This is a genomic window from Kitasatospora herbaricolor, from assembly GCF_030813695.1.
Classification (GTDB): domain Bacteria; phylum Actinomycetota; class Actinomycetes; order Streptomycetales; family Streptomycetaceae; genus Kitasatospora; species Kitasatospora herbaricolor.
In genome coordinates this window covers 14914-35016 of sequence record NZ_JAUSVA010000001.1, presented here as the reverse complement: position 1 = coordinate 35016, position 20103 = coordinate 14914, and the positions used below count along the sequence as shown (strand labels likewise).

The window sequence follows — 20103 nt, the reverse complement described above, 5'->3', positions numbered from 1 at the left end:
TCCCGGAACCGGCCCCGCCCCCGAGGTGCAGAGGGCGGGCGGGTCCGGGGCGACCGTCACGGGCCGGGACTTCAGCCGATGATCAGGGCGCCGAGCCAGTTGGACAGCGGCACGCCCGTGTAGGCGGCGATGCCGCCGAGGGAGATGGACAGGCCCCAGGTGGCGCCGGAGAACGCGCCGGAGACCATCAGGACGCGCTCGCCCATGTTCTTGGCGAACCAGCAGAACGCGACGGCCAGGCCGAACAGGATCAGCGCGATCCAGGAGCCGGAGAACGTCAGGTGCGCCTGCTGGGCGACGGCGACGGTTCCTTCGCCGCCGACCATGCCCTTGCTGGCCAGTACCCCGCTCTGGTTGCCGGTGCCGGTGGTGAAGCCGGACACCAGGCCGAGCAGGCCGCCCGTGCAGGCGGAGGCCAGCACCATCACGCCCAGGCCCCAGGCGTAGGGGACCAGGTACTTCTTCTTCTTCAGCGCGGTGAACTTCCGCTTGTGCTTGAAGAACAGGAACGCCCAGGTGCCGATGAACACCGCGAAGCCGATCGCGCTGCCCGCCCGGGTGACGGTGTGGGTGATCTCGATGCCGGTCGTGCTCACTGGAAAACCCCCGTGGTGATGGCGGACAGCAGGGCGACGGCCCAGGAACGGGCCGGCTGGTAGGACAGGGTGCCGATCACGACCGACCAGGCGGCCAGCCGCACGAGCGGACGCAGGAACCTCACGCCCCGCACCACCCGGCCGACAACCAGCACCCCGGCGAGCGCGATCAGCCCCAGGCACAGGCCCGGGTCCGCGACGTCGGCGGCCGGCCGGAAGCTCGTCGAGCAGTCCTCGACGCCGCTCCGCCACAGCCAGGCCGGCCCCGCCAGGGCGAGGCCGGCGGCGGCGGTGTTCGGCCAGGCCTGGACCGCGCGCTTAAGACGGGCGGTGGCCCGCCGCACGCGCACCCAATCGATCAGGTGGTCCGCGTCGTCGGCCTTGCGCGGGATCGCGGCGTCCAGGCGGCCCTGGCGCATCTCCTGCGCCAGTTCCGCCAGGCCGTCGGCGAGCTCGCTGTGGCCTACATTTCGCGGCTTGGACCAGAAGTCGTCCACCACACCGGACTGCTCCGGGGCGGCGGGGTCGTACAGGGGGCGGGGCGGGACCTCGGGGGTGACGGTCACGACGTCACCCCCGATCCGCGGACCGGAGCGTCAGACATCTGCGGCCTCCATTCGGTTGAGGTAGGGCGGGATGAGGTAGGTCTCGGCGCCTATCGCCAGCAGCAGCCAGAAGGACGTGGCGGTGCAGGTGGCGAAGAAGGCGAAGAACAGCTGGTCGTACGGCATGTCACGGCCTTTCGGACGAGGCAGGCAGAGCGGAACAAGGGGACCGGGGTCCCGGAGTTCCCCTGGTCTTCCGGGGGACCGGCCACCAAGGCGGTGGGTCGGTGTCCGGAGGGCCAGGGCGGCCACGGGGCAGCGGGGCGGGCCCGGGTGCGGGCGACAGGTGGAGCTGGTCGTGCGTCGGGTGGCTAGTCGCGGACGGGACGCGGGCCGGAGAGGGCCCGCCGGGTCTCGCTCCACCGCGGGCCGTTGCGCCAGGGCGACCACGTCTCGACCTCGGCCTGCTCCCACGTGGTGCGGTCGGGGTTGGCGGCGGCCTGGGCGACGTGCCGGCCGGGCACCGGGCTGGGGCCGGTAGGCAGCACGGTGGTGCGCTCCAGCTCGGTGTCGGTCGCGGCGGCGGCCTCGGCGTTGATCGCCTCGGCGGCGGCGACCAGGTCCAGGCCGAAGGCGGCCTCCTCGGCGGTGGCGTGGGCGAGCAGCGCGTCGGCGCCGGCCGACAGGACGGCCGTCCAGTGCGCGTCGCTGATCTCGCCGTCCCAGCGGACCGGCTCGGTGCCGGTCAGCTTGGCGATGCGCCGGACGGTGGCGCGGCGGGTCCGCTCGCGGCCGGACGCCTCGGCGACCCAGGCCCAGGTCGACGTCGCGCCGGTGATCTGGGCGACGTGCTCGGCCTGGCGGCGGCCGGTGAGCGTGCGGGACATGGCGGTACCTCCTGGATCGGGTGGAGCGGGGGAAGGGGGTGGTGGTGGGCCCTTGGCGGGGCCCACCACCACCCCCGGCGCCGTCCCGACATGGGCATGCCAGGACGGTTCCGAGGGAGACAGGCGGCGGGATGCTGCCGAACTACGGGAGAGAGGAGAGGGCTACTTGCTGCCGCCGCCGGCCTTCGCCGCGTCGCGGCGGGCCTGGTCCTCGCGCATCCGGCGCAGCGCCTCGTCGGCCTGGTTGGCGAGCTGAACGGTGATGGCCATGGTCAGTCCCTCCAGAACGAGCGGTTGACGTGCGCGGGGTCGGGCTTCGGGCTGAGCTGGCGGGTGCCGTCCGGGTTGTACTTGGCGGGCTCCGGGTGGACCTCACGGACCTGGGGAAGCGGGACGTGCGGGCTGTACCAACCGCCCGCCGACACCGAACCGGAGTCACCGGAGCGGGAGGAGCTGCCGAAGCCGGGCTTGCCGGAGCCGAGACCGAAGTAGGAGCGAAGACCCATCAGGACCGACCCCCCGCCCGCTCCTGCTGCTGCTGGCGCAGTTGCTCAGCCTGCTGCTGAGCCCGCTCGATGGCGGCCTGCTGCTCCCGCCACTGCTCGACCTGGCGCTGGAGCTGGGCGTCGCCCAGGTGCTGGGAGCTCACCAGGTCACCTCCCGGGCCGGCTCGCCGTTACGGGCCGCGTAGTCGGCGGCCGCAGCCTGGCAGACCTCGCGGATCTGGTCCGGGGTGCTGGCCTGGTGGATCGCGGCGTGGAACTGCTGCGCCCGCTCGGCGATCTGCCGGGCCTGCTCGTCCGTCTGCGCCATGATCAGCACCCCGCCATCTGGGCGCGGCGGGTGAAGGTGGCGATGGCGTTCTGGACGAACCAGGAGATGTGCGCCCAGCCGGTGCGACCGGCCTTGGCGAGGTGCTCCTCGGCCTGCCGCCACACGTCGGCGACGAGCTCCATCACGATGCTCTCGCCGGCGGCCGGGGCGACCGCGGCCAGGTCGTGGATAACGAGTGAGAGCACCCGGCCCTCGTACTGCTCCTGAAGGGGAGCACTACGGTGGCTGGCGAGGGTGGGGTCGTTGTTCCCGCTCCTACGCGGGTCGGTCATGCTGGTCATTGCGGATCTCTCCTTGACGAGCTGGTCCGTTGGGACCCCGGTGGATGCTGTCCAGGCACACCGGGGTCTCGCCGTTTCACGAAAACTTCCGTGTTGGCTTAGTCAGCTTAGCTGATACAGTCGCCACTGTGTCAACTAAGCCGGTGAAGCTATCTATGACAGGGAGGTGGCCCTACGATGTGGCTCATGACTGATCCACTCGCCCAGCCCTACCAACGGATCGTGGAGGACGTGCGCGATCAGATCCGTCTAGGCCGCCTTCGCCCCGACGACAAGCTGCCCAGCACCCGCGAACTTGCTACTCGCTACGGCGTGGCTCACGGGACCGTACAGAGGGCACTCACCGAACTCCGAGCGTCTGGGCTGATCTACTCGCACCAGGGGAAGGGAAGCTTCGTACGGCAGGTACCACCGGACGAGCCCGAGACGACATCCGAGCTCCAAGAGCTGCGGGAACAGGTCAGCGTCCTGGCCGCCCGCCTTGAGCGGGTCGAGCAGGCGGTCTTCCAAAAGACGTGATCCACGGGAACTCCCTCGGGCCGGTTTCTGATGCACAGATCAAATCCGACTCGGCCGTGATGAACCATCACATCTCCATGGGGAGATCCGTACGTGGGTTTATCAGTGCGTTTTCAACATCCACGTACACATGCGTTTCGGGGCAGCGCCCCTAGGCTCGCGAGCATGACGACAGCGGAGGCGGGGAGCATGGCAAGGGTGCGGCTGGGATGGCGACCCGAAAAGCTGCGCGAGCAGCGGGAGGCGCACGGCTTGACACTCGAAGACGCCGGCGAGCGCCTTCGCCTGGTGGCGGAGCAAGCCGGGCTGAAGAACATTCCGGCTGCGCACCCGCAGACGATCTGGCAGCACGAGCAGGGCGAGATCTACCCTGGCCCGGACTATCGACGGGCGTACTGCGCGCTCTACCGGGCAACGGACCCGCAACTCGGATTCCGGAATCCGCTGCCGGGTGAGAACACCGCCTTTGCGCTGACGCCAATGTCCGCAACCAACAACGGCACTCACGTACTGGCTGTCGAGCGGGCGCTGCACCGGATCGCACCGGGTACGGCCGAGGCCGACAACATGTCGTTGCAGCAGCGGATTATGGACGCGTGGCGTCGGCGGCACACGGGCGGCGATCCACACCGGCCCTCGATTGTCCTGGTCGGCGGGTTCGCCGGCAGCGGAAAGACGGAGTTCGCCAGGTTCCTGACTCAGCTGACCGGTTGGCCGCTGTTGGACAAGGACCCGCTGACCCGATCGCTAGTAGAGCGTCTACTCGTCTCGCTCGGCGGCGATCCCAACGACCGACACACGGACCTGTACCGAAATGAGGTGCGGGCGTTGGAGTACGACTGCCTTATGCAGGCCGCCTACGCCAATGTGGCCTGCGGTATCTCCACTGTGCTGACCGCCCCGTTCATCGCCGAGATGGCTGATGAGGCGTGGATGACTCGGCTCGTCAACCGCTGCCGTGCCCAGGGTGTCGACGTGTCGCCGATCTGGGTGCGCTGCGACGCAGAGTCGATGCGCGAGTACATCGGCTTCCGATCGGCCGCCCGGGACGCGTGGAAGTTGGCGAACTGGAACGACTACATCGCCACCGTCGACACGGAGCTGCGGCCAGTGGTGCCGCACCTGGTGGTCGACAATCGCATGGGAGCAGCCATCTCACTAGCCGATCAGGCTCGGCTCGCTCTCGCGGAGGTGCGCGTATGACCAGCCAGCCGCGACGCGGGGTGATCCTGTATGGGCCGCCGGCCGCCGGGAAGGACACGGTGACGGCCGCCCTGACCGCGCTGGACGCTGTCTTCGCACTGTTCTCCAGGGTGAAGGTGGGACCGGGCCGGTCGACCGGCTATCGGATGGGGACGCCGGAACTGCTGGCGCAGTTGCGCGCCACGGCAGGTGCCGTGGTTTACGAGAACAGCAGGTACGACAGCACCTACGTGACGGATCGGCCGGGGTTGGACGCGGCGTACGAGGCCGGGGTGCCGGTGATGCACCTGGGGCAGGTCGACGGGGTGCGGGCGGTGCTGGACGGCTACCCCGCCGAATGGCTGACGGTGCTGCTCTGGTGCCCGAGGGAGTCGACGGCCGAGCGGTCGGCGGGCCGGGGGGACACGGACACCGTTGCGCGTCTGGCCGCCTGGGACGCCACGCAGGCGGACCTGGTGGCCAATGCCGGCTTCCGGTTCGACCTCGTCGTCCGCACAGACGTGGCGTCGCCCGAACAGGCCGCTGAGCGGATCCGCCAGGCACTCGCCGCACCCGAGCAGCGGCTGCTGATGCTGGACTTCGACGACACGCTGATCGACCGCCTCGCTGCGGTGACGGCGTGGATCTCGGGGTACTGCTCCGCCCACGGGCTGGGCCCGGATGTCGAGCGCCGGATCCTGGGCGCCATGCGGATCCGCGCGGATCTGCAAACGTTCGAGGGCCTGTGCGCCGAGCTGCCGGTGCCGGAGTCCGCCGATCAACTGTGGGCCCGCTACAACGCGGAGTTCCCGGCAACGGTCCGGCCCTTCCCCGGCGTGCCGGACGCGTTGGAGGCGGTCAGGGCCGACGGGTGGCAGGTTGTCGTCGTCACCAACGGCGGCGGCGAGATCCAGCGCGCCAAGTTGAAGGCGAGCGGGATCGACGGCCTGGTCGACGAGGTGTGCATCTCCGAGGAGGCCGGCACCCGCAAGCCAGCCCCTGCAATCTTCGAAACGGCTGCCGCGAGCGTGGGTCGCAGCCTCGTGCGGGGCGGTTGGATGGTGGGGGACAACGTCGCCCTGGACGTGGTCGGCGGCCGCGCGGCCGGACTGCGCACCGTCTGGGTCTCCCACGGCCGGCCGTGGCCTGGAGGTGCGGAGCCGGACTACATCGCGCTGAACGTCCTGGACGCCTTGGACCACGTCCGTGGAGGTGCCCGATGACGGATCGACAGGTCACGGTCGGTGTGCTGCATCCCGGCAGTATGGGCGCGGCCGTCGCGGCATGTGCCCTCGCGAACAGTGGCCAAGTCTTGTGGTGTCCGCAGGGGCGCAGTGAGGCGACCGCGGCCAGGGCGGAGCGGTTCGGGCTGACTGCGGTGCCGGCGCTATCCGATTTGGTGGCGCAGGCGGACGTGGTGCTCAGCCTGTGCCCGCCAGCCGCAGCGGAGGATGTCGCGCGGGAGGTAGCCGGGCTCGGCTTCACCGGTCTGTATGTGGAGGCGAATGCGATCAGCCCGCAGCGGGCGGCGCGGATCGCGCAGCTGCTCGGCGGAACGGCTCGTGCGGTGGTCGACGGCGCGGTGGTCGGTTCTCCGCCGGTCGGTGCGAAGCGGCCCCGGCTGTACCTTTCTGGGCCCGTGGACGAGGTCGGGCTGGTCGAGCGGATCTTCTCCGGCACTGCAGTATCGACCCACGTGCTGGGCGAGGAGATCGGGCAGGCCAGCGCGCTGAAGGTGGCCTACACGGCATTCCAGAAGGCATCCCGGGTGCTGGCCGCGCTGTCCTATGGCCTCGCACGGGAGCACGATGTCGACCAGGCGCTGCTCGATGTCGCCGGTCAGCGGGCCGGCTCGTACCTGACCGAGACGGACTACATCGGCAAGACCGCTGCCCGAGGGTGGCGATGGGGCCCTGAACTGGAGGAAGCCGCGGACACGATGGCCGCCGCCGGCCTCCCGGACGACTTGCTCCGCTCGGCAGCCTCCACGCTCAGCCGGTGGAACGACTCCAAGGACACCAAGATGTCGGCCGAGCAGGCGCTGGACGAACTGCTTCGCGCGGAGGCCGAGCTGTCCAGCCGACACGCGGAACCTGAACGGCTCCAGGACCCAAGGAGACCAATAGGCTGATCTGGTCGCCTGCGGGCGCCACCAAAGTCCAGAAACAGCAAAAGCAGCCCAAGATTGGCGTCTGGGGGCTGCTCAGCTGTCTACACAGTCGTCCCCGACGGTACCAGGGGTACCCCGGCTTCGGCGAGAGACACCCGTCTCTCGCCTGCTCGGGCTACCCCGGAGGTCCAGCCGGTGACGGCGCCCCTTCGAGAGGCAGCGCCCCCGTTGTTCCACCTCGTCAACCTGCGAGGCCGTGTCGTCCCGGCCCGCTCAACCCCCTTCTCCGAGCTGCTCGGCCGTGTCGCTTCGGCCATCGCAGCCCCTGCCAGTGGCGTGGGCACCCATCATGTCGTCCGCTCCCGGCAGGCCTCCCGCAATCTCCGGCTCGGTATGTGTCACACCGAGCCGGTTTTTCCGGGATCTATCCATGTGACCCGGAATCGTGATCTCTATTCACAGGTCGCCCCTGTCAGTACTGAGCTCATGACACCCAACTCTGCTCCCATGCCGCCCGCCGTCGTCACCGGCTCGGCGGTGGCCCCGTGAGTCTGGAGAAGCCGAAGCTCGCCGAGGTTGTTATCCCCGCGTGGATGGCCAAACTGCTGGACCAGGTCCGCGAGGCCGAGCAGGAGGAGGGGACGTTCGAGATCGAGGCTGAGGACGAGCTGCCGTTCGCCCAGCTCGGCTCCTGGGTGGCGCTGTCCGGCGTCAGCCCGCGGGCGATGGCCCTGTACTGGTTCATGGCGATGCACCTGAACCTCAAGCGCGGGGACCGGTACGTCTGGCCGTCGAAGGACGCGCTGGCGTATCTGATGCAGTACTCGCGAGGCGACAAGATTGACCCGTTCCTCAAGGAGCTGGTGGCGATCGGCGCGGTGATCGTGGTCTCGGTGCCGGACAGCAGCGGCCCGCAGAGGCGCAACGTGTACCGGCTGCGGCGCAACCCTCCGCCCGGCTACGCCGCTGGCCCGCTGACCCTCGGGGAGTTCTACGCGACGCTCGGCCCGGTGCTGGAGGCCGAGCGGACTACCTCTGCGGCCGCCCGTGCCGTTAAATCCAATAAAACCGCAGGTCAGGATGTCTCCCCCGAAACGGGGGGACAGTGCGGTGCGGTCGACGGCCAGGGCGACACAAACGTTAATTCCAATGAAACCGCAGGTCAGAGTGTGTACCCCGAAACAGGGGGAGACGTGACCCCCGAAATCGGGGTGCACGTGACCCCCGAAACGGGGGGTGTAACTACAGCAACAACTAACAACACGAATGACGCTGCGCCCGTTGGGCGCGTTAGCGCCCCTGACGCCCGTAGGGCATCTACAGGTAGTAGCGCGCGCGCGAAGCGAAGCGGCTCCGCCGCGCCCCGAAAGACCAGCGCCGCCCGGATGGACAGGAGCACCGCTGCCGCGTTCCGAAGCGTCGTCGATGCGCTGCCCGCCGACCTTCGCCAGCTCGCTGAGCGCCCGCTGCCAGTCAAGGTGCCAGTCAGGCCGCTCGGTGACCTGATCCGGGAGCAGCTTTGCGAGCGCACGCCGGGGCAGTTGGCGGAGCGGATCGCGAGGCGGTGGATCCAGCACCGGTGGGAGGAGAAGTGCCACAGCGCGATGGCGGGCGAGCCGTTGCGCTCCGGGGTCGGGATCGCGGTGGAACTGCTCAAGGCGCCCGAGTGCTCGCATCCACGGTGCGAAGACGGCACGGACATCGACACGAAGGCGCCCTGCCGGGTCTGCCCGGAGCGGCGGGAGAACTTCCGCCGCTCCAAGCGTTCGGGCGGCGGTGCGATCCCGCCGCAGGCCGGCGGCCAGGGCGCAGGGCCGGTGAAGTGGTGGTGCGTCACCGACGGATGCGGCTACAACTCGTACGGCTCCGGGCCGGCCGACGGCTTGTGCGGGGACTGCCGGGCGGAGGGCGACCTCGACCTGGAAGAGATCGACCCGGCGGAGGCGGAAGCCGCCCGGTTGGCCTTCGCCGCGCTGTTCGGCTCGGCGGTGCGCTGATGGGGCCCGCATACGTCCCTCCCGGCCAGCACCCGGCGGTCTGGGTCACGGAGGGCCTTCCCGGCCCGCTGCTGGCCGCTCTCGTCCGCCACGGGGGCATCCCGCACACCGTCCGCACCCTGGTGATCGACCAGCTCAAGCACCGGGGCCCGGAGGACCTGCGGCTGCGGGCAGAGCGTCGTTGGTTCCAGCGGTACTCGCACCTGACAGGCCCTGAGATCGCGGAGCGGGCCGACCGCCTCGCCTACGACCTGCTCGCCCCCTCCGGGTGTGAGGTGGCCCAGTGCGAAGACGGCTGGCTCCTGGACGACTCCGGCGGCTGCCACCGGTGCCGGATCCGACGGACCGTCGTCGACACCACGCTGGCCGAGCCGTCCGGCGGACCACGCTCGTCGCCCGAGTACGTCACGGACGTCGTGGCGGCCATGCGGGCGCAGCGCCGGCGAACTCATGGAACGCCGCGCAGCACCCGCAGCATCCCCCTCGCCCGGGGTAGGCGCCCCTACGAGCCGGCCCCGGGCGCGATGCGGGAGGCCGAACCGGACCACTCGGCGGCGGAGCCGATCGAGCGGGCCCGGCGCCTTGAGCACGACCGCGAGGTGCAGCGCCTAGCGGAGCAGAAGGCGAAGGCCGACAAGGCGGCCCGCGCCACCGAGAAGGGGAATCAGTCATGAGCCTGCACGTCAACGCCACCGAGGTCGCGGCGGTGCTGCTGGCCGACGGATGGCATGAAGCCAAGGCGGGTACGTTCACCGTGGGCCCGTTCGCCTTCGCCGGCGCCACCGACGGCAGTTCGGCCGATATCGCGGGACAGCCGGGTTTCCGGCTCACCACCGAGGAGGGCTCGGTCATCACGGGGCCGCTGTTCTCGGTCCTCGCCGTGCGATCCGAAGCCGTGCAGGATCAGGAGCGGACGCCGCTGCAAGAGCTCGCCTACCGGCTGGACGGGCAGATCGTCACGGTGGACGGTGCCGAGTCTGTTCGCTTCACCTACGCTGGCCAGCAGTTCGAGGTGTGGCTGGGGACGACCAAATACGGGCTGCGGTGGCTGTTCGCCCCAGCCGGCCACCGGGAGAGCGCCATCGACTACGGGTTCGGCGAGAAGGACCCCGTCCACCAGGTCGCCCGGGCGGCTATGAGTGACCTCAAAGCCGGCATGCACCCCGGCCCGACCAAAGCCACGGGAGACCGCCCTCACACCGATTGAGTAGCAGGCCAACCCGCCGGGCCAGCGCCAGCGAAGGTGAGCCCCTGGCTGATCGCCAGCGGTCGAACGCTGGCCCTGCGTGTCGCGAGCAATGCCATCCCCGTCGCCCGTTTCGAACGCCCGTCCAGAACTGCACGTAGAACGCCCAACGACTTTGATATGTAGGGGTGTTGTCGGTGGTGCGTGGTCTAATCAGCGGTTCGTGCGGTGGTCGCGCGGCGGCAGTTTCCCAGGGGAGGGACCGATGGGCAGGATCATCCCGGTCACCGGCTATATCAAGCAGGACGGCACCAGGGTGCGGGCGCACACCCGTCTGATCGGGGGAGCGACGGCGGCAGCCGGCGGGCTGGGCGGCACGATCCTTGCGGTCCTGCTGCTGCTGTTGATCAACAACGGTGACAAGAGCGCGGACCAACCTCCCGCGCCGGCGCCGCGCGTCACGATGCACATCGGCGCCGGGAGCTGACCTTCACCGTGCGACGGGGCCCCTCGCATGGTGAAGGGCCCGGCTCTCCAAGCGGAGCCGGGCCCGTCGTCGTTCAGCGGAGGATCAGCTGCGGTGGCCGCTGCGTGGCGCGGGGACGCGGGGCATGAGCTCCCATAGCGGGCGGCCGCTGGAGGCCCAGCGGCCGAGCAGCTCGCGGTCGACCAGGAGCACGCCCTGCTCGGCTCCCCACTTCACCGCGTCCCGGGAGAACCGGCCGTTGGTCACCACCACCGGCACCTGGGCGCGGTGCACGCGCTGGTAGGTGCCGGCCAGCGAGTACAGCACGCCGACGCCGACGGCCTTGCCACCGACCGGGTCCTGCTTGTGCTTGCACTGCAGGGCCCAGCGCCGGCCCAGCGGGTCGTCCGCCAGCACGTCCACGCTCTGGTCGTTGGACTGCCCGACCTTCCGGGCCCGGCAGCCGTCGCGGATCAGCAGGTCCCGCACCGCGTACTCGAACGCGTCGTGGCCCAGCTGGTCGATGCCGCCCGGACCGGTCAACGCCAGCCGCAGCGCCCGCCGGCCCTCCTGGGCGAGCCGCTCCTGCGCCGCCCGCGCACAGAACACGGCGGCGCCGACGCCCGCCGCGGCGAGAAGCACCAGCAGCGGCACCCACCAGTGCGCGGCCAGCCACCGCAGCACCGCCAGCAGCAGGCTCACCCCCACGATCAAGGCGACGGCCGCGAGGACCACCGAGCCGCTCTCCACCCTCACCGCCGGCCTTCGCCCGCCCCTGCGCCGTGCCGGCCTTCGCGAACCCACCCGTGCCCCACCCCCACCAACCCGAATCGACACATCTGCGGCGCCATGACAGCACGCGGTGACGGGGCACGTCAGCAGCGCACGGAAGCACTTCGTCGTCGTCCCGGCCCCGGGTGCTCACCTGCCGGGATGCCGCCCGACTCAGGTCAGCGAGTGGCGTCGGCCGCCACTCCCACGAGGTGGAGGACCGCCTGCCCCAGAGGGGTGGTTGCGATCAGGATGCCGAACGTGGCAGCGCTGAGGACGGTCAGCGTCTCGTCGACGCGGGAGCGGGACTGGGTGCGCCGTCTCAGGCGGACGAAAATGATGATCGCAAGGAAGACGCTCGCGCTGACGGTGTACTGCATGCCCCACCCCTGGTCGCAGCCTGATGACTCTCGGTGAGCATGCCAGAGAGCGGCGGCCGCGGGGGCGAGATGCCGAAACTCGATCCGATGCGGAGGATCACTGGCCCGCAAGGGCCACTCCCGGCGTGACGGAGCGTCATGGCTTGCGAGTTCCGCCGACCGAACGATCCCCCGTGGGCGACAAAACCCCAGGTCAGATTGCGGCTCCTGGGATGCAGACGTCGACTGGCATCCCCAAACGAGTGAAAGTGACAGGAAAAGTTACATCCGAAAGTGACTTTCGGGCTAGGCTAGTTAGTGAAAGGGGAGGTGTTCATGAGCGACGACCTGTTCGCGGCGATCGACGCGCTGCTGGAGCGGCCGAAGCCGGCTGACGACCTGCCGGTGCCCGCCGAGCGGGAGCGGCTGCGCAAGGCCGCGGAGTACACCCAGGAGGACCTGGCGAAGGCGCTGAAGACCCGGCGGGAGACGATCGTGCGGTGGGAGGCCGGGTCGACCGACCCGCGCCCGCCCAAGCGGGAGATCTACATCCGGTTCCTCGCGACGCTGGCGCTGCGGCACGGCACGGTCGAGCCGACCGAGTGGCTGCGCCGGGCCCAGGCCGCCGGCCTCGCACCCGCCACCGTCCAGGCCCCAGCTCCGGCTCCGATGGCCGAGCCGACGCCTGCGGCCGGCCCGGCCGAGACGGTGCCGAGTGCGCCCGCTTCCGTGCCGGCGGCGTTCGGCGGCGACCAGGCGGACCAGGCGATGGAGCTGGACCGCGACGCGGCGGGGGACCTGGTCGCCGGTCAGCCGCAGCCGTGCGTGCGGTGCGGGCGTCCAACGCCGTACCGCTCGCAGGGCCGCCCGGTGCACATGGGCGGCTGGTGCACCGCGGCCGCGCAGCCGGCTACCGCCGAGCAGGCCCCGGCCCCCGTGGTGGCGCCGGTCGCTGCTTCCCGCCAGGCCGCGCCCGCCGGCGCTCCTACCGCTGGGCCCGCGCGCCGTACCGGATCGTCGCGTCCCGTCGCCTCGTCCCGGGCCAGGAAGGCCCCGGCGAAGACGGCCACGGCGGCGGCTGAGGGTCCGTCGGACTGGGAGGCGGCTGCGGCGGCGCGGTTCCCGTCCGGGCCGCTCGCGGTCCTCGACGTCGCCCCTGACGGCAAGGGCCTGGTGGCCTACCTCGCCGACGGCACGGTGGCGCCGACGGCCCCGGCCGGCCGCACCCTGGCGGCGGTGGTGGAGTGGGCGCTGGAGCAGAGGCTCGGCTCGCCGCGGCTGCACCGACACGGCAAGGACGGCGACGCCCTGGTCGTCATCGCCGACGCCGCGCTCGCCGAGATCGGCCTGCCCCGGATAGGCCGCGACGAGAAGACCGAGTTCGTCCAGCGCCTCGGCCAACTGCCGAAGACCCACAAGTCGGTGAAGCAGGTGGAGAGGGCCGGCTGGCTGCTCACCCAGCGAGGCCTCGGCCCGTGGGCGCGGATCTACCGCACCCCCGAGGACGGCAAGCGCCAGTGCGTCCAGCTGTGCATCCCGGCCTGGGGCGCGCTGACCTCCGGCGGCTGGACCATCCCCGACGACCTCGACGCTGCCGACCTGGCCCGCCTGCTCGGCACCTACGCGAAGCGGGTCCTCACCCCGCGCGGATCCACCGCCGTCTCCGGCCTGGAACTGGTCACCGCGCTGCGCCCGCCGACCCGCGCCGTGCGCACCGAGTCCGGCTGGACGTCCGGCCCGGTGGAGGGCTCCCGCCCGAAGGACGGATTCGATCCGGCGCCGCCGGAGGTCCCGGACGTCCACCCGCTCGCCCAGGACCGCGAGGAGGGCGGCGAGCTGGTCACCGAGGCGTGGGACTGGCACCGCGAGCTCACCGACGCCGAGAAGGCCGCGCCGTTCGCGGTCGGCCTCGACGTGAACATGGCCTTTTTGGCCGCCGCCGGCCGCCTGGTGCTCCCGCTCTCGGGGCCCGTGCACGAGCTGAACCCCGCGTTCGACCCGAAGACGCCCGGCAGCTGGCTGGTGGACCTGTCCAGCATCGACACCAACCCGCTGCTCCCCTCACCGTTCACCGCCGACGGCTCCCGCCCGACCGGGCCGGCCTGGTACACCACCGCCAAGGTCGCCTACGCGGTGGAGCTCGGCGCCAAGGTCCGGCCCACCGAGGGCTGGCTGCGCCACGAGTCCGGTCCGTACCTGGACCCGTGGCACAAGCGGCTGCGTCAGGCGTACGTCGACACGATGGCCGCCCTCGGTGTGCCGCTGACCCTCGCCGACACCGACCCGGTGGCGTTCCTGGACGCCATGGCCGCCGTCAAGCAGGGCGACCCGGCCGAGGTGGCGGTGCTGACCGCGATCAAGCAGAGCGCCAAGGGCGCCATCGGCAAGATGCGCGAGCGCCCGCGCGGTCACGGCTACAAGCCGGGCGAGCGCTGGGCAGCGCTGGACCGGCCGACCTGGGACCCGCTGATGCGCGCCCTGGTCATCGACACCGCCACCGTCAACCTCCACCGCAAGCTCCGCAAGATGGCCGGCGACACGGGTCTCTACGCCATCGCGGTGCTCTCCGACTGCGCCGTCTTCGCCGCCCCCGGCCCCGGCGCCCTCGACGTCCTCACCAAGCCGGACGGCACCCTCACCACCTCGCTGCGCCTGGGTGTCAGCCCGGGGATGGTCAAGTTCGAGGGCTCCCGGCCGATGAGCGAGATCGCCGAGCTGCTCGCCGACCAGGCCAACCCGGCCCGGCACATCAAGGCCGGCGGATTCGTCTCCGCCGACGAGTAGCCGCACCCCAGCCGGGCCCGCACCATGTGGGCCCGGCTCCGCACAGCACGACCAACACCAGTTCGGGCCGCCGACCGGCGGCCCAACGGAAGGGGACCGGCATGGAGCAGGATCCGCGCGTCGAGCAGCTCGCCATCGCCTACTGGCACCGCATCAGGACGGGCCAGGCCGCCTGGTCGCGCCTGAAACCCGAGATCCGGGCCCAGATGCTCGACCAGGCCGACACCTGGCTGCGCGCCGCCGAGCAGGCCGACCTGCTCGCACCGATCGCCGCGCCGAGCGAGGACCACGCCGCCCTGTGGCTGGACGAGACGGGTGGCGTGTGGAACGACGTCCCGACCAGCGACAGCGGCGACGACCTGGTGCTGCCGCTGGTCCACGCCCGCGAGGAGGCGACCTCGCGGGCGGAGCTCGAAGACCGCGGTCACCACTTCACCCTCATCGGCTGGGCCCGCTGACCGCGGCCGACCCGGCCACCACGAACGTCATCACGAGGAAGGAGAAGTGCGATGGGGGAGATCGACGAGGGCCTGGAGCGCGCGGAGCGCACCAAGCCCATCCCGGTGCAGCTGAGCACCCGGGTGAGGTTCCTGTGGGAGAAGGTCGCCAAGGGCGACACCAAGGCCCTGGCCAAGGCCGCCGGCATCTCGGTGCGCACCGCCCAGCGCTGGGCCAGGGCGCTGAAGGAGGGCGAGCAGCCGGTGATGACCAAGGCCAACGAGAAGAAGGTGGAGCAGGTCGTCCGCGCGAAGTGGCAGCCCAAGGTCCGCCGGCGGGTACGCCGCGACGCGGAGAAGAACGGCTTCATGCTCCACATCAGCGGCACCTTCGGCTACAGCGCGGCCCGCGGCTCCACCGACGACCCCCGCTCCCGCACCATCACCCAGAAGATGCCCGGCGACGTCGCCAAGAAGCTGTACGAGGCCCGCGACGCCGGAGCCAGCCAGGCCCAGCAGGAGCGGATCCTCGCCGAGGGCCTGCGCGAGCACTACTTCAAGGACAACGGCCGCCGCGCCGCCGGCCTCGACGTCGAGCTGAACGACATCGCCTGGATGGACGTCGAGCTGTAAGCCCAGCTCAGCGCCCCCGTGTCGCCAAACCAAATTCTCAACGACCCCGCCGACCCCGGCCGCCGACCATTTCAATAAACAATCCGTCGTCACCCCGCACCGAATTCTCCCGACGAAAGGAATTCCGTGACCGCCACCGGAGTACAGCTCGGACTGCGCAACCTCGACGGCAAGCAGCACCTCGCCGTCGCCGACGTCACCGCGATGCTGCGCAGTTTCAGCTCGATCTGGCAGGGCTGGGCGGCCACCGGCCACGCCGACCTCGACCCGCACACCGTCGGCCTGCTCGGCTCCGCTCTCGCCGACTTCGCCGACCAGCTCGACGTCGAAGCCATCGCCCGCACCGCCCCGACCACCGGGACCGGCCGGTGAGCCACTCCAACGCGGTCCCTGTCGGCACGGGCCGCTTCACCGGAACCCCGTCTCCCGCCCGCAGGGCCGCCGGCCTTCCCGGGCACTGCGACGCCTGTGTCCTGACCGGCCACCAGAGTGCCCACCCCGACCTGGGCTGCGCCGACGTCGGCTGCGACGTCGTCCACGGCACCACGGACACGGGCCTGCCGTTGTGTGCGGACTGCGGGCTGCCGATCACTGGCCGGTGGCTGTCCGACCTGCCGCTGCCGGGGGAGAGCAGCGCCGGACAGCTCCGGTACTGGCACACCAGCCCCTCGGCCTGCGCCGCGGCAGCCAGCTGAACCCGACACCGAACTGGTGAGGGGCCCTCGCGCTCGAATCGCGAGGGCCCCTCACCGCGTGAGCCTACGACCCGCCGGCCGTGACCAGCCACCCCCGCCGGCTGACCTCCCCTCGCTCTCCCCACCCCGGCCGGGTGCACTTGCTGCCCTGCCGCACGGCCGGGTTCGGGCGGCAACCAGGCCACCGAAGCGGACTGCGGCACCGCCTGGGCGGGCCGCGGCGTGCTTCGCCCCCGCACCCGTGACCAGCGCCCGGATGCGCTGGACCATCCGGCTGCCGCCTACCCTGCGCCGCCGGATCCGCCGCCCGGGCCGTGGCCGGCCCAGCCGCCGGCCCGCCGCCGCACCGCTCGCGCCGAAGACGGCGCTCCCTGGGTAGTTGCCGTCCACGAACCGGCAGGCACCCGTGCGAGCCAAGGCACCTGCCGCACCGGCCAGCCCGGCCACCGGCCCGCAGGCCAACCCTGAAGCCCCCGCCGCCAGAACCCACCTGACGAGAACGCGCTGCGCCACCATCACGACGGCCCCCACAGAAGCAGCGTGGGCCCGGCCCAGCCCACGCCCGTGATCCCGCGCCGCCACCGCGTACCGGCAGGGCACGGAGGCTGATCACCCGGTGGATGAGCGCGGAAAGGGCCGTCAAGGCCCGGGTCCGGCGGCAGCCGGACTTCCGTGATCGGCGTGGTGAGCGCAACCCACTTGCGATCCTCGCACCTTGTCGAGCAGCCGGACCCGGGCGGCGGCAGCGGCATGGATCGGCAGCCTGCCGGAGGCGTCGCGACGGGAGCCGCTCCTTTCGGCCGCGACACGCCGCAGGTTGCTGCTTACAGCCTGAGGTGGGCACCGCGGGGAGCTTGCCGCACGTCACTAACCAGCAACCAGATCGGGACAGCCACGCAGCGCTCTGACCTGCGGAAACATTTGCCGAAGGGGGATCTTGGGATCACCAACAGGGATCGCAGGATCCCCGGACGGGATCCTGCGATCCCACAAATGGACTATGAGTCCATGGGCCAAGAGTCCATTTTGGGGATCCTGGCGCGCCCTTAATGGACTCATAGTCCATGGACCGATAGTCTATTTGTGGGGTCGCGGGACCCTCGAAATGTACTAAGAGTCCATCGTGTGGCTCAAAGGAGGGGGACATGGCAGCAGCACGAGCGAAACGCTTCGACGGTGACGGCAACGCCCTTCCGCAGACCCGGTTCGGCTACGCGGGCGGCTACAGCACCGTCGACAACGAGCGGATGAACGGCATCGCCGAGGGCGTCGAGGCGCTGACCGACCGCGAGTGCCGGGTGCTGCTGTGGTTCGTGGCCAACACCCCGGGCGCCGACCTCCCGGTGGAGAAGCCGGTCCCGGAGATCGCCCGCCGGCTGAAGATGGACCCCAAGTCCCTCAAGCGGCACATCGAGAAACTGGAAGGGATGCGCCTGCTGCGACCGGGCAAGGTCCTCGGCCGCTACACCTTCTGGAAGGTCACGCCGTACCTGTGCTTCCAGGCTGGGGCTGCCGAGCAGCGTGAAGCGCTCAAGGCGTGGAACCCCCCGGAGATCCCGGCCTGGGTGGAACCGCAGCCCAAGACCCGCAAGACTCGTAGCGACAAGAAGACGGAGGGGGAGGGATGACCATGCAGATCGCTTCGCGCGAGGACGTTCGCCGGCTCATGCGGGTGACCAGCCCGTTGGCGCCGAACCAGCGGATCGTCGTCATCCTCTACGCGTCCCACGACCAGGACCCCGACAGCGGCGCCGTGTCGATGGACGCTAAGGAACTCGCGGCCGAGATCAACATGGACCCGTCCCTCTTCTCCCGGCTGCGCGGCCAGCTTGTCGAGCGCGGCTGGATGGAGAAGATCGACGACACGGTCTACTACCGGCTCACGGCGAAGGCCGACGGCAGCGACAACGTCCTGCCCCTTCGTCGCGCCGGCGGCGACAGCGAGCACCAAGCACGGCGCGCCTGACTCGGTCTGACCGACAGCGGCGAGACTTCGAGTACCGCGTTCGACCTGCGGGCCCACACCGGAATCGGCGCGGGCCCGCAGGTCGCTTCCGGAGGCGTGGCAGCTCTGACCTCACGCCGCGTCGGCTTCCGAGCGCGCCGTCACCACCACTGGTAGCACCTTTGTCCGGTGGCGGGTACAAACCGCTGAGCCGGGGCAGAAGCTCCGCCGACCCCGCGCGCTGGCATGCTCGCGCCGGGAAAATGCCTGGTCACAGCTCTACCCATGCCCGGGGCGGAGGTCTAGCATTCCGGGCACGGCAGCCCCACCACGCCCCGTCAAACGGGCTGCCGAGCAGGTCGGCCACGTCTGGGGCGCGGCCGGCGCCTCCCACGGCCGGAGCCCGGGCACCCCCCTGCCCCAGGGCTCCGGCCGCGCTGTCGGGCGGATCTGGTATCTCGGTGGGCAGGGACGTGTGGTGCCGCTACGGTCTCGGCCATGTACAGATTTGGCAGTGGCCCCCGGCCGGTGTGGGATGTCCTGAGGGCTACGAGGTGGAATCCCCCCGCTCCCGCCGCCGGTGACCCGGATCGCCGCCAGACATATGTGACGGCGTTGGAGCAGGCCGAGCAGCTGTTCCGCGCGGCTGCGGCAGTCGATCTTTCGGCTCAGCCCCTGCTCGCCTTCTACGGCTTGAGCCAGGCCGGGCGGGCCATCGCCGCGGCCGCAGCCGCCTTCGACGCCACCCAGTGGCAGCTCAACGGCCACGGCATCCGCAGCCACGGCATGGACAGGCCGCTGGCGGAGGTCCAGGTGACCACCCAGCGGGCCGGCGACTCCGGAAGCTTCGTGCGGCTCTCCGAGCTTCTCGGCTCGCCCCTGTGGGGAAGGTCGAGGGTGCCCCTGCACGAGCTCTGGGACTGCCTGCCGGGCAACGCCAGTTCATCGCTCGGCCCGGACAACTCCTCACGCCGCATGCCGCTTCTCGTGGAACACCGGAACATCTACGAGGAGCGTTCCACGGTCAGCGTTCCCGTGGTGGGCTTCCCGGCCTGGGTGATCAAGCCCCGTCAGGGACGGAAGGCCCTCAGCAAGTACCTGTCCGGCTTTCCGGGAGCGCAGGGCCACACCGACTTCCGACGCGTGAGCACGAGCCCGACGCCGACCCGCAGTTCGACGAGCACCCGGACGGCACGGGCGAGCTGCTGATGCACTGGGACCTCCCCGAGGGGAAGCCGATCGACCCGGCGGAGCAGCTCCGCTTCCTGACGGCCCGCACGCACCCGTACGCCGGCACGCGGTACCTGTTCCCGGCGATCACCGGCACCACCAGCGGCATGCACCCCCTGATGGCCTGGTGGGCGGTCCTGCACACCCTGTCCATGCTCGCCCGCTACCAGCCGGCCGACTGGGCACGCCACATCGACGTCGACCGCAGCCGCCACGCGGTCCCGCTCGAACAACTGCTGAACGAAGCCATCGACAGGGTGCCGCTCCTCGTCGCCGAGACGATCGACCTGGTCGCCCAGCAGCCGTAGCGCTGCGCCTGGCCTTTGCCGGACGGGTACGGGCCGGGCCACGCCTACCGTGCGGTGTCAACCGTCCACAGGCGGGTCACCCCAGGATCGCCAGCGGGGCCGGAACGAATCTGGCCCCGCACGCCGATCGCGACCGAGGGGAAGACCTCGCCCGAGCTCATGGAGAAGAACGGCGGCCACCTGCCGCACCGCGACTACATCGCCCGCGTCGTCACCGAGCTGGAGGCCATTGGCGCGGCCCCGACACCTGGCTGTTGGACGCGGGCCCGCCGGCGGCCCCGCCCTTCAGGTGCGCAGGGGGGTCGCTTCGGTCTGTTGCCGCGGGGTGCTGGCTTTGA

General features: G+C 70.9%; 27 protein-coding genes. 17 read left to right on the top strand and 10 right to left on the bottom strand.

Going from position 1 to position 20103, the window contains the following annotated elements; genetic code table 11:
- Positions 1 to 71: 71 nt before the first annotated feature.
- The 8 genes from J2S46_RS00215 to J2S46_RS00180 all read right to left on the bottom strand — a co-directional run bounded on the left by J2S46_RS00215 (position 72) and on the right by J2S46_RS00180 (position 3143).
- A complete protein-coding gene (locus J2S46_RS00215) occupies positions 72 to 596 on the bottom strand; it encodes a hypothetical protein (protein ID WP_191294206.1) in 525 nt (174 codons plus the stop codon).
- On the bottom strand, positions 593 to 1162 hold the full coding sequence (locus J2S46_RS00210) for a hypothetical protein (RefSeq protein ID WP_191294205.1): 570 nt from the start codon (positions 1160 to 1162) through the stop codon (positions 593 to 595). The genes J2S46_RS00215 and J2S46_RS00210 overlap by 4 nt, the downstream gene beginning before the upstream one ends.
- Positions 1163 to 1192: 30 nt before the next feature.
- The gene (locus tag J2S46_RS00205) at positions 1193 to 1327 is read right to left on the bottom strand and encodes a hypothetical protein (RefSeq protein WP_268255740.1); all 135 of its coding nucleotides are present in this window, start codon (positions 1325 to 1327) and stop codon (positions 1193 to 1195) included.
- A 185-nt stretch (positions 1328 to 1512) separates the two neighbouring features.
- Entirely contained in the window at positions 1513 to 2028 is a 516-nt protein-coding gene (locus J2S46_RS00200; RefSeq protein WP_191294204.1) for a hypothetical protein, read from the bottom strand.
- Positions 2029 to 2300: 272 nt separating this feature from the next.
- Positions 2301 to 2534 carry a hypothetical protein gene (locus J2S46_RS00195; protein ID WP_191294203.1) on the bottom strand — a complete coding sequence of 78 codons (234 nt, stop codon included), beginning with the start codon at positions 2532 to 2534 and terminating at the stop codon, positions 2301 to 2303.
- On the bottom strand, positions 2534 to 2677 hold the full coding sequence (locus J2S46_RS00190) for a hypothetical protein (RefSeq protein ID WP_191294202.1): 144 nt from the start codon (positions 2675 to 2677) through the stop codon (positions 2534 to 2536). The genes J2S46_RS00195 and J2S46_RS00190 overlap by 1 nt, the downstream gene beginning before the upstream one ends.
- The gene (locus J2S46_RS00185) at positions 2674 to 2841 is read right to left on the bottom strand and encodes a hypothetical protein (RefSeq protein ID WP_191294201.1); all 168 of its coding nucleotides are present in this window, start codon (positions 2839 to 2841) and stop codon (positions 2674 to 2676) included. The genes J2S46_RS00190 and J2S46_RS00185 overlap by 4 nt, the downstream gene beginning before the upstream one ends.
- Positions 2842 to 2843: 2 nt before the next feature.
- On the bottom strand, positions 2844 to 3143 hold the full coding sequence (locus tag J2S46_RS00180) for a hypothetical protein (RefSeq protein WP_191294200.1): 300 nt from the start codon (positions 3141 to 3143) through the stop codon (positions 2844 to 2846).
- Between the two features lie 186 nt (positions 3144 to 3329).
- On the opposite strand from J2S46_RS00180, the gene J2S46_RS00175 reads away from it, so the two are divergent.
- From J2S46_RS00175 to J2S46_RS00140, 8 genes are all read left to right on the top strand, one after another.
- Complete coding sequence (locus J2S46_RS00175; RefSeq protein ID WP_191294199.1) at positions 3330 to 3662, top strand: GntR family transcriptional regulator; 333 nt, start codon at positions 3330 to 3332, stop codon at positions 3660 to 3662.
- A gap of 165 nt (positions 3663 to 3827) precedes the next feature.
- Positions 3828 to 4865, top strand: coding sequence for an AAA family ATPase (locus J2S46_RS00170; RefSeq protein WP_229913352.1), 1038 nt, complete (start codon positions 3828 to 3830; stop codon positions 4863 to 4865).
- Positions 4862 to 6067 carry an HAD-IA family hydrolase gene (locus J2S46_RS00165; RefSeq protein WP_191294198.1) on the top strand — a complete coding sequence of 402 codons (1206 nt, stop codon included), beginning with the start codon at positions 4862 to 4864 and terminating at the stop codon, positions 6065 to 6067. The genes J2S46_RS00170 and J2S46_RS00165 overlap by 4 nt, the downstream gene beginning before the upstream one ends.
- Complete coding sequence (locus tag J2S46_RS00160) at positions 6064 to 6975, top strand: NAD(P)-dependent oxidoreductase (protein WP_191294197.1); 912 nt, start codon at positions 6064 to 6066, stop codon at positions 6973 to 6975. The genes J2S46_RS00165 and J2S46_RS00160 overlap by 4 nt, the downstream gene beginning before the upstream one ends.
- Positions 6976 to 7499: 524 nt before the next feature.
- Complete coding sequence (locus J2S46_RS00155; RefSeq protein ID WP_191294196.1) at positions 7500 to 8951, top strand: hypothetical protein; 1452 nt, start codon at positions 7500 to 7502, stop codon at positions 8949 to 8951.
- Positions 8951 to 9625, top strand: coding sequence for a hypothetical protein (locus J2S46_RS00150; RefSeq protein ID WP_191294195.1), 675 nt, complete (start codon positions 8951 to 8953; stop codon positions 9623 to 9625). Before J2S46_RS00155 ends, J2S46_RS00150 begins: the two co-directional genes overlap by 1 nt.
- The gene (locus J2S46_RS00145; protein ID WP_191294194.1) at positions 9622 to 10158 is read left to right on the top strand and encodes a hypothetical protein; all 537 of its coding nucleotides are present in this window, start codon (positions 9622 to 9624) and stop codon (positions 10156 to 10158) included. Before J2S46_RS00150 ends, J2S46_RS00145 begins: the two co-directional genes overlap by 4 nt.
- Positions 10159 to 10402: 244 nt before the next feature.
- Positions 10403 to 10624, top strand: coding sequence for a hypothetical protein (locus tag J2S46_RS00140; protein ID WP_191294193.1), 222 nt, complete (start codon positions 10403 to 10405; stop codon positions 10622 to 10624).
- Positions 10625 to 10708: 84 nt separating this feature from the next.
- Here J2S46_RS00140 and J2S46_RS00135 read toward each other — a convergent pair whose 3' ends face one another.
- Positions 10709 to 11359 (bottom strand): restriction endonuclease, encoded by a 651-nt coding sequence (locus tag J2S46_RS00135; RefSeq protein WP_229913351.1) that lies wholly within the window; start codon positions 11357 to 11359, stop codon positions 10709 to 10711.
- 194 nt (positions 11360 to 11553) lie between these two features.
- A complete protein-coding gene (locus J2S46_RS00130; protein ID WP_191294191.1) occupies positions 11554 to 11754 on the bottom strand; it encodes a hypothetical protein in 201 nt (66 codons plus the stop codon).
- Between the two features lie 315 nt (positions 11755 to 12069).
- Here J2S46_RS00130 and tap point away from each other — a divergent pair, with 315 nt between their 5' ends.
- The 9 genes from tap (at position 12070) to J2S46_RS00085 (ending at position 19765) form a co-directional block, all read left to right on the top strand.
- Positions 12070 to 14517, top strand: a complete 2448-nt coding sequence (gene tap, locus J2S46_RS00125; RefSeq protein ID WP_191294190.1) for a telomere-associated protein Tap — start codon at positions 12070 to 12072, stop codon at positions 14515 to 14517.
- Positions 14518 to 14618: 101 nt separating this feature from the next.
- On the top strand, positions 14619 to 14975 hold the full coding sequence (locus J2S46_RS00120; RefSeq protein ID WP_191294189.1) for a hypothetical protein: 357 nt from the start codon (positions 14619 to 14621) through the stop codon (positions 14973 to 14975).
- Positions 14976 to 15026: 51 nt separating this feature from the next.
- Entirely contained in the window at positions 15027 to 15587 is a 561-nt protein-coding gene (gene tpg / locus J2S46_RS00115; RefSeq protein WP_191294188.1) for a telomere-protecting terminal protein Tpg, read from the top strand.
- A 126-nt stretch (positions 15588 to 15713) separates the two neighbouring features.
- The gene (locus J2S46_RS00110) at positions 15714 to 15959 is read left to right on the top strand and encodes a DUF6213 family protein (RefSeq protein ID WP_191294187.1); all 246 of its coding nucleotides are present in this window, start codon (positions 15714 to 15716) and stop codon (positions 15957 to 15959) included.
- Complete coding sequence (locus J2S46_RS00105) at positions 15956 to 16282, top strand: hypothetical protein (protein WP_191294186.1); 327 nt, start codon at positions 15956 to 15958, stop codon at positions 16280 to 16282. Before J2S46_RS00110 ends, J2S46_RS00105 begins: the two co-directional genes overlap by 4 nt.
- Before the next feature lie 1145 nt (positions 16283 to 17427).
- A complete protein-coding gene (locus J2S46_RS00100) occupies positions 17428 to 17910 on the top strand; it encodes a helix-turn-helix transcriptional regulator (RefSeq protein WP_191294185.1) in 483 nt (160 codons plus the stop codon).
- Positions 17907 to 18248, top strand: a complete 342-nt coding sequence (locus J2S46_RS00095; RefSeq protein ID WP_191294184.1) for a replication initiation protein, RepL2 — start codon at positions 17907 to 17909, stop codon at positions 18246 to 18248. Before J2S46_RS00100 ends, J2S46_RS00095 begins: the two co-directional genes overlap by 4 nt.
- Before the next feature lie 477 nt (positions 18249 to 18725).
- Positions 18726 to 19436, top strand: coding sequence for a YaaC family protein (locus J2S46_RS00090; RefSeq protein ID WP_370882156.1), 711 nt, complete (start codon positions 18726 to 18728; stop codon positions 19434 to 19436).
- Positions 19436 to 19765, top strand: a complete 330-nt coding sequence (locus J2S46_RS00085; protein ID WP_191294182.1) for a YaaC family protein — start codon at positions 19436 to 19438, stop codon at positions 19763 to 19765. Before J2S46_RS00090 ends, J2S46_RS00085 begins: the two co-directional genes overlap by 1 nt.
- Positions 19766 to 20103: the final 338 nt, after the last annotated feature.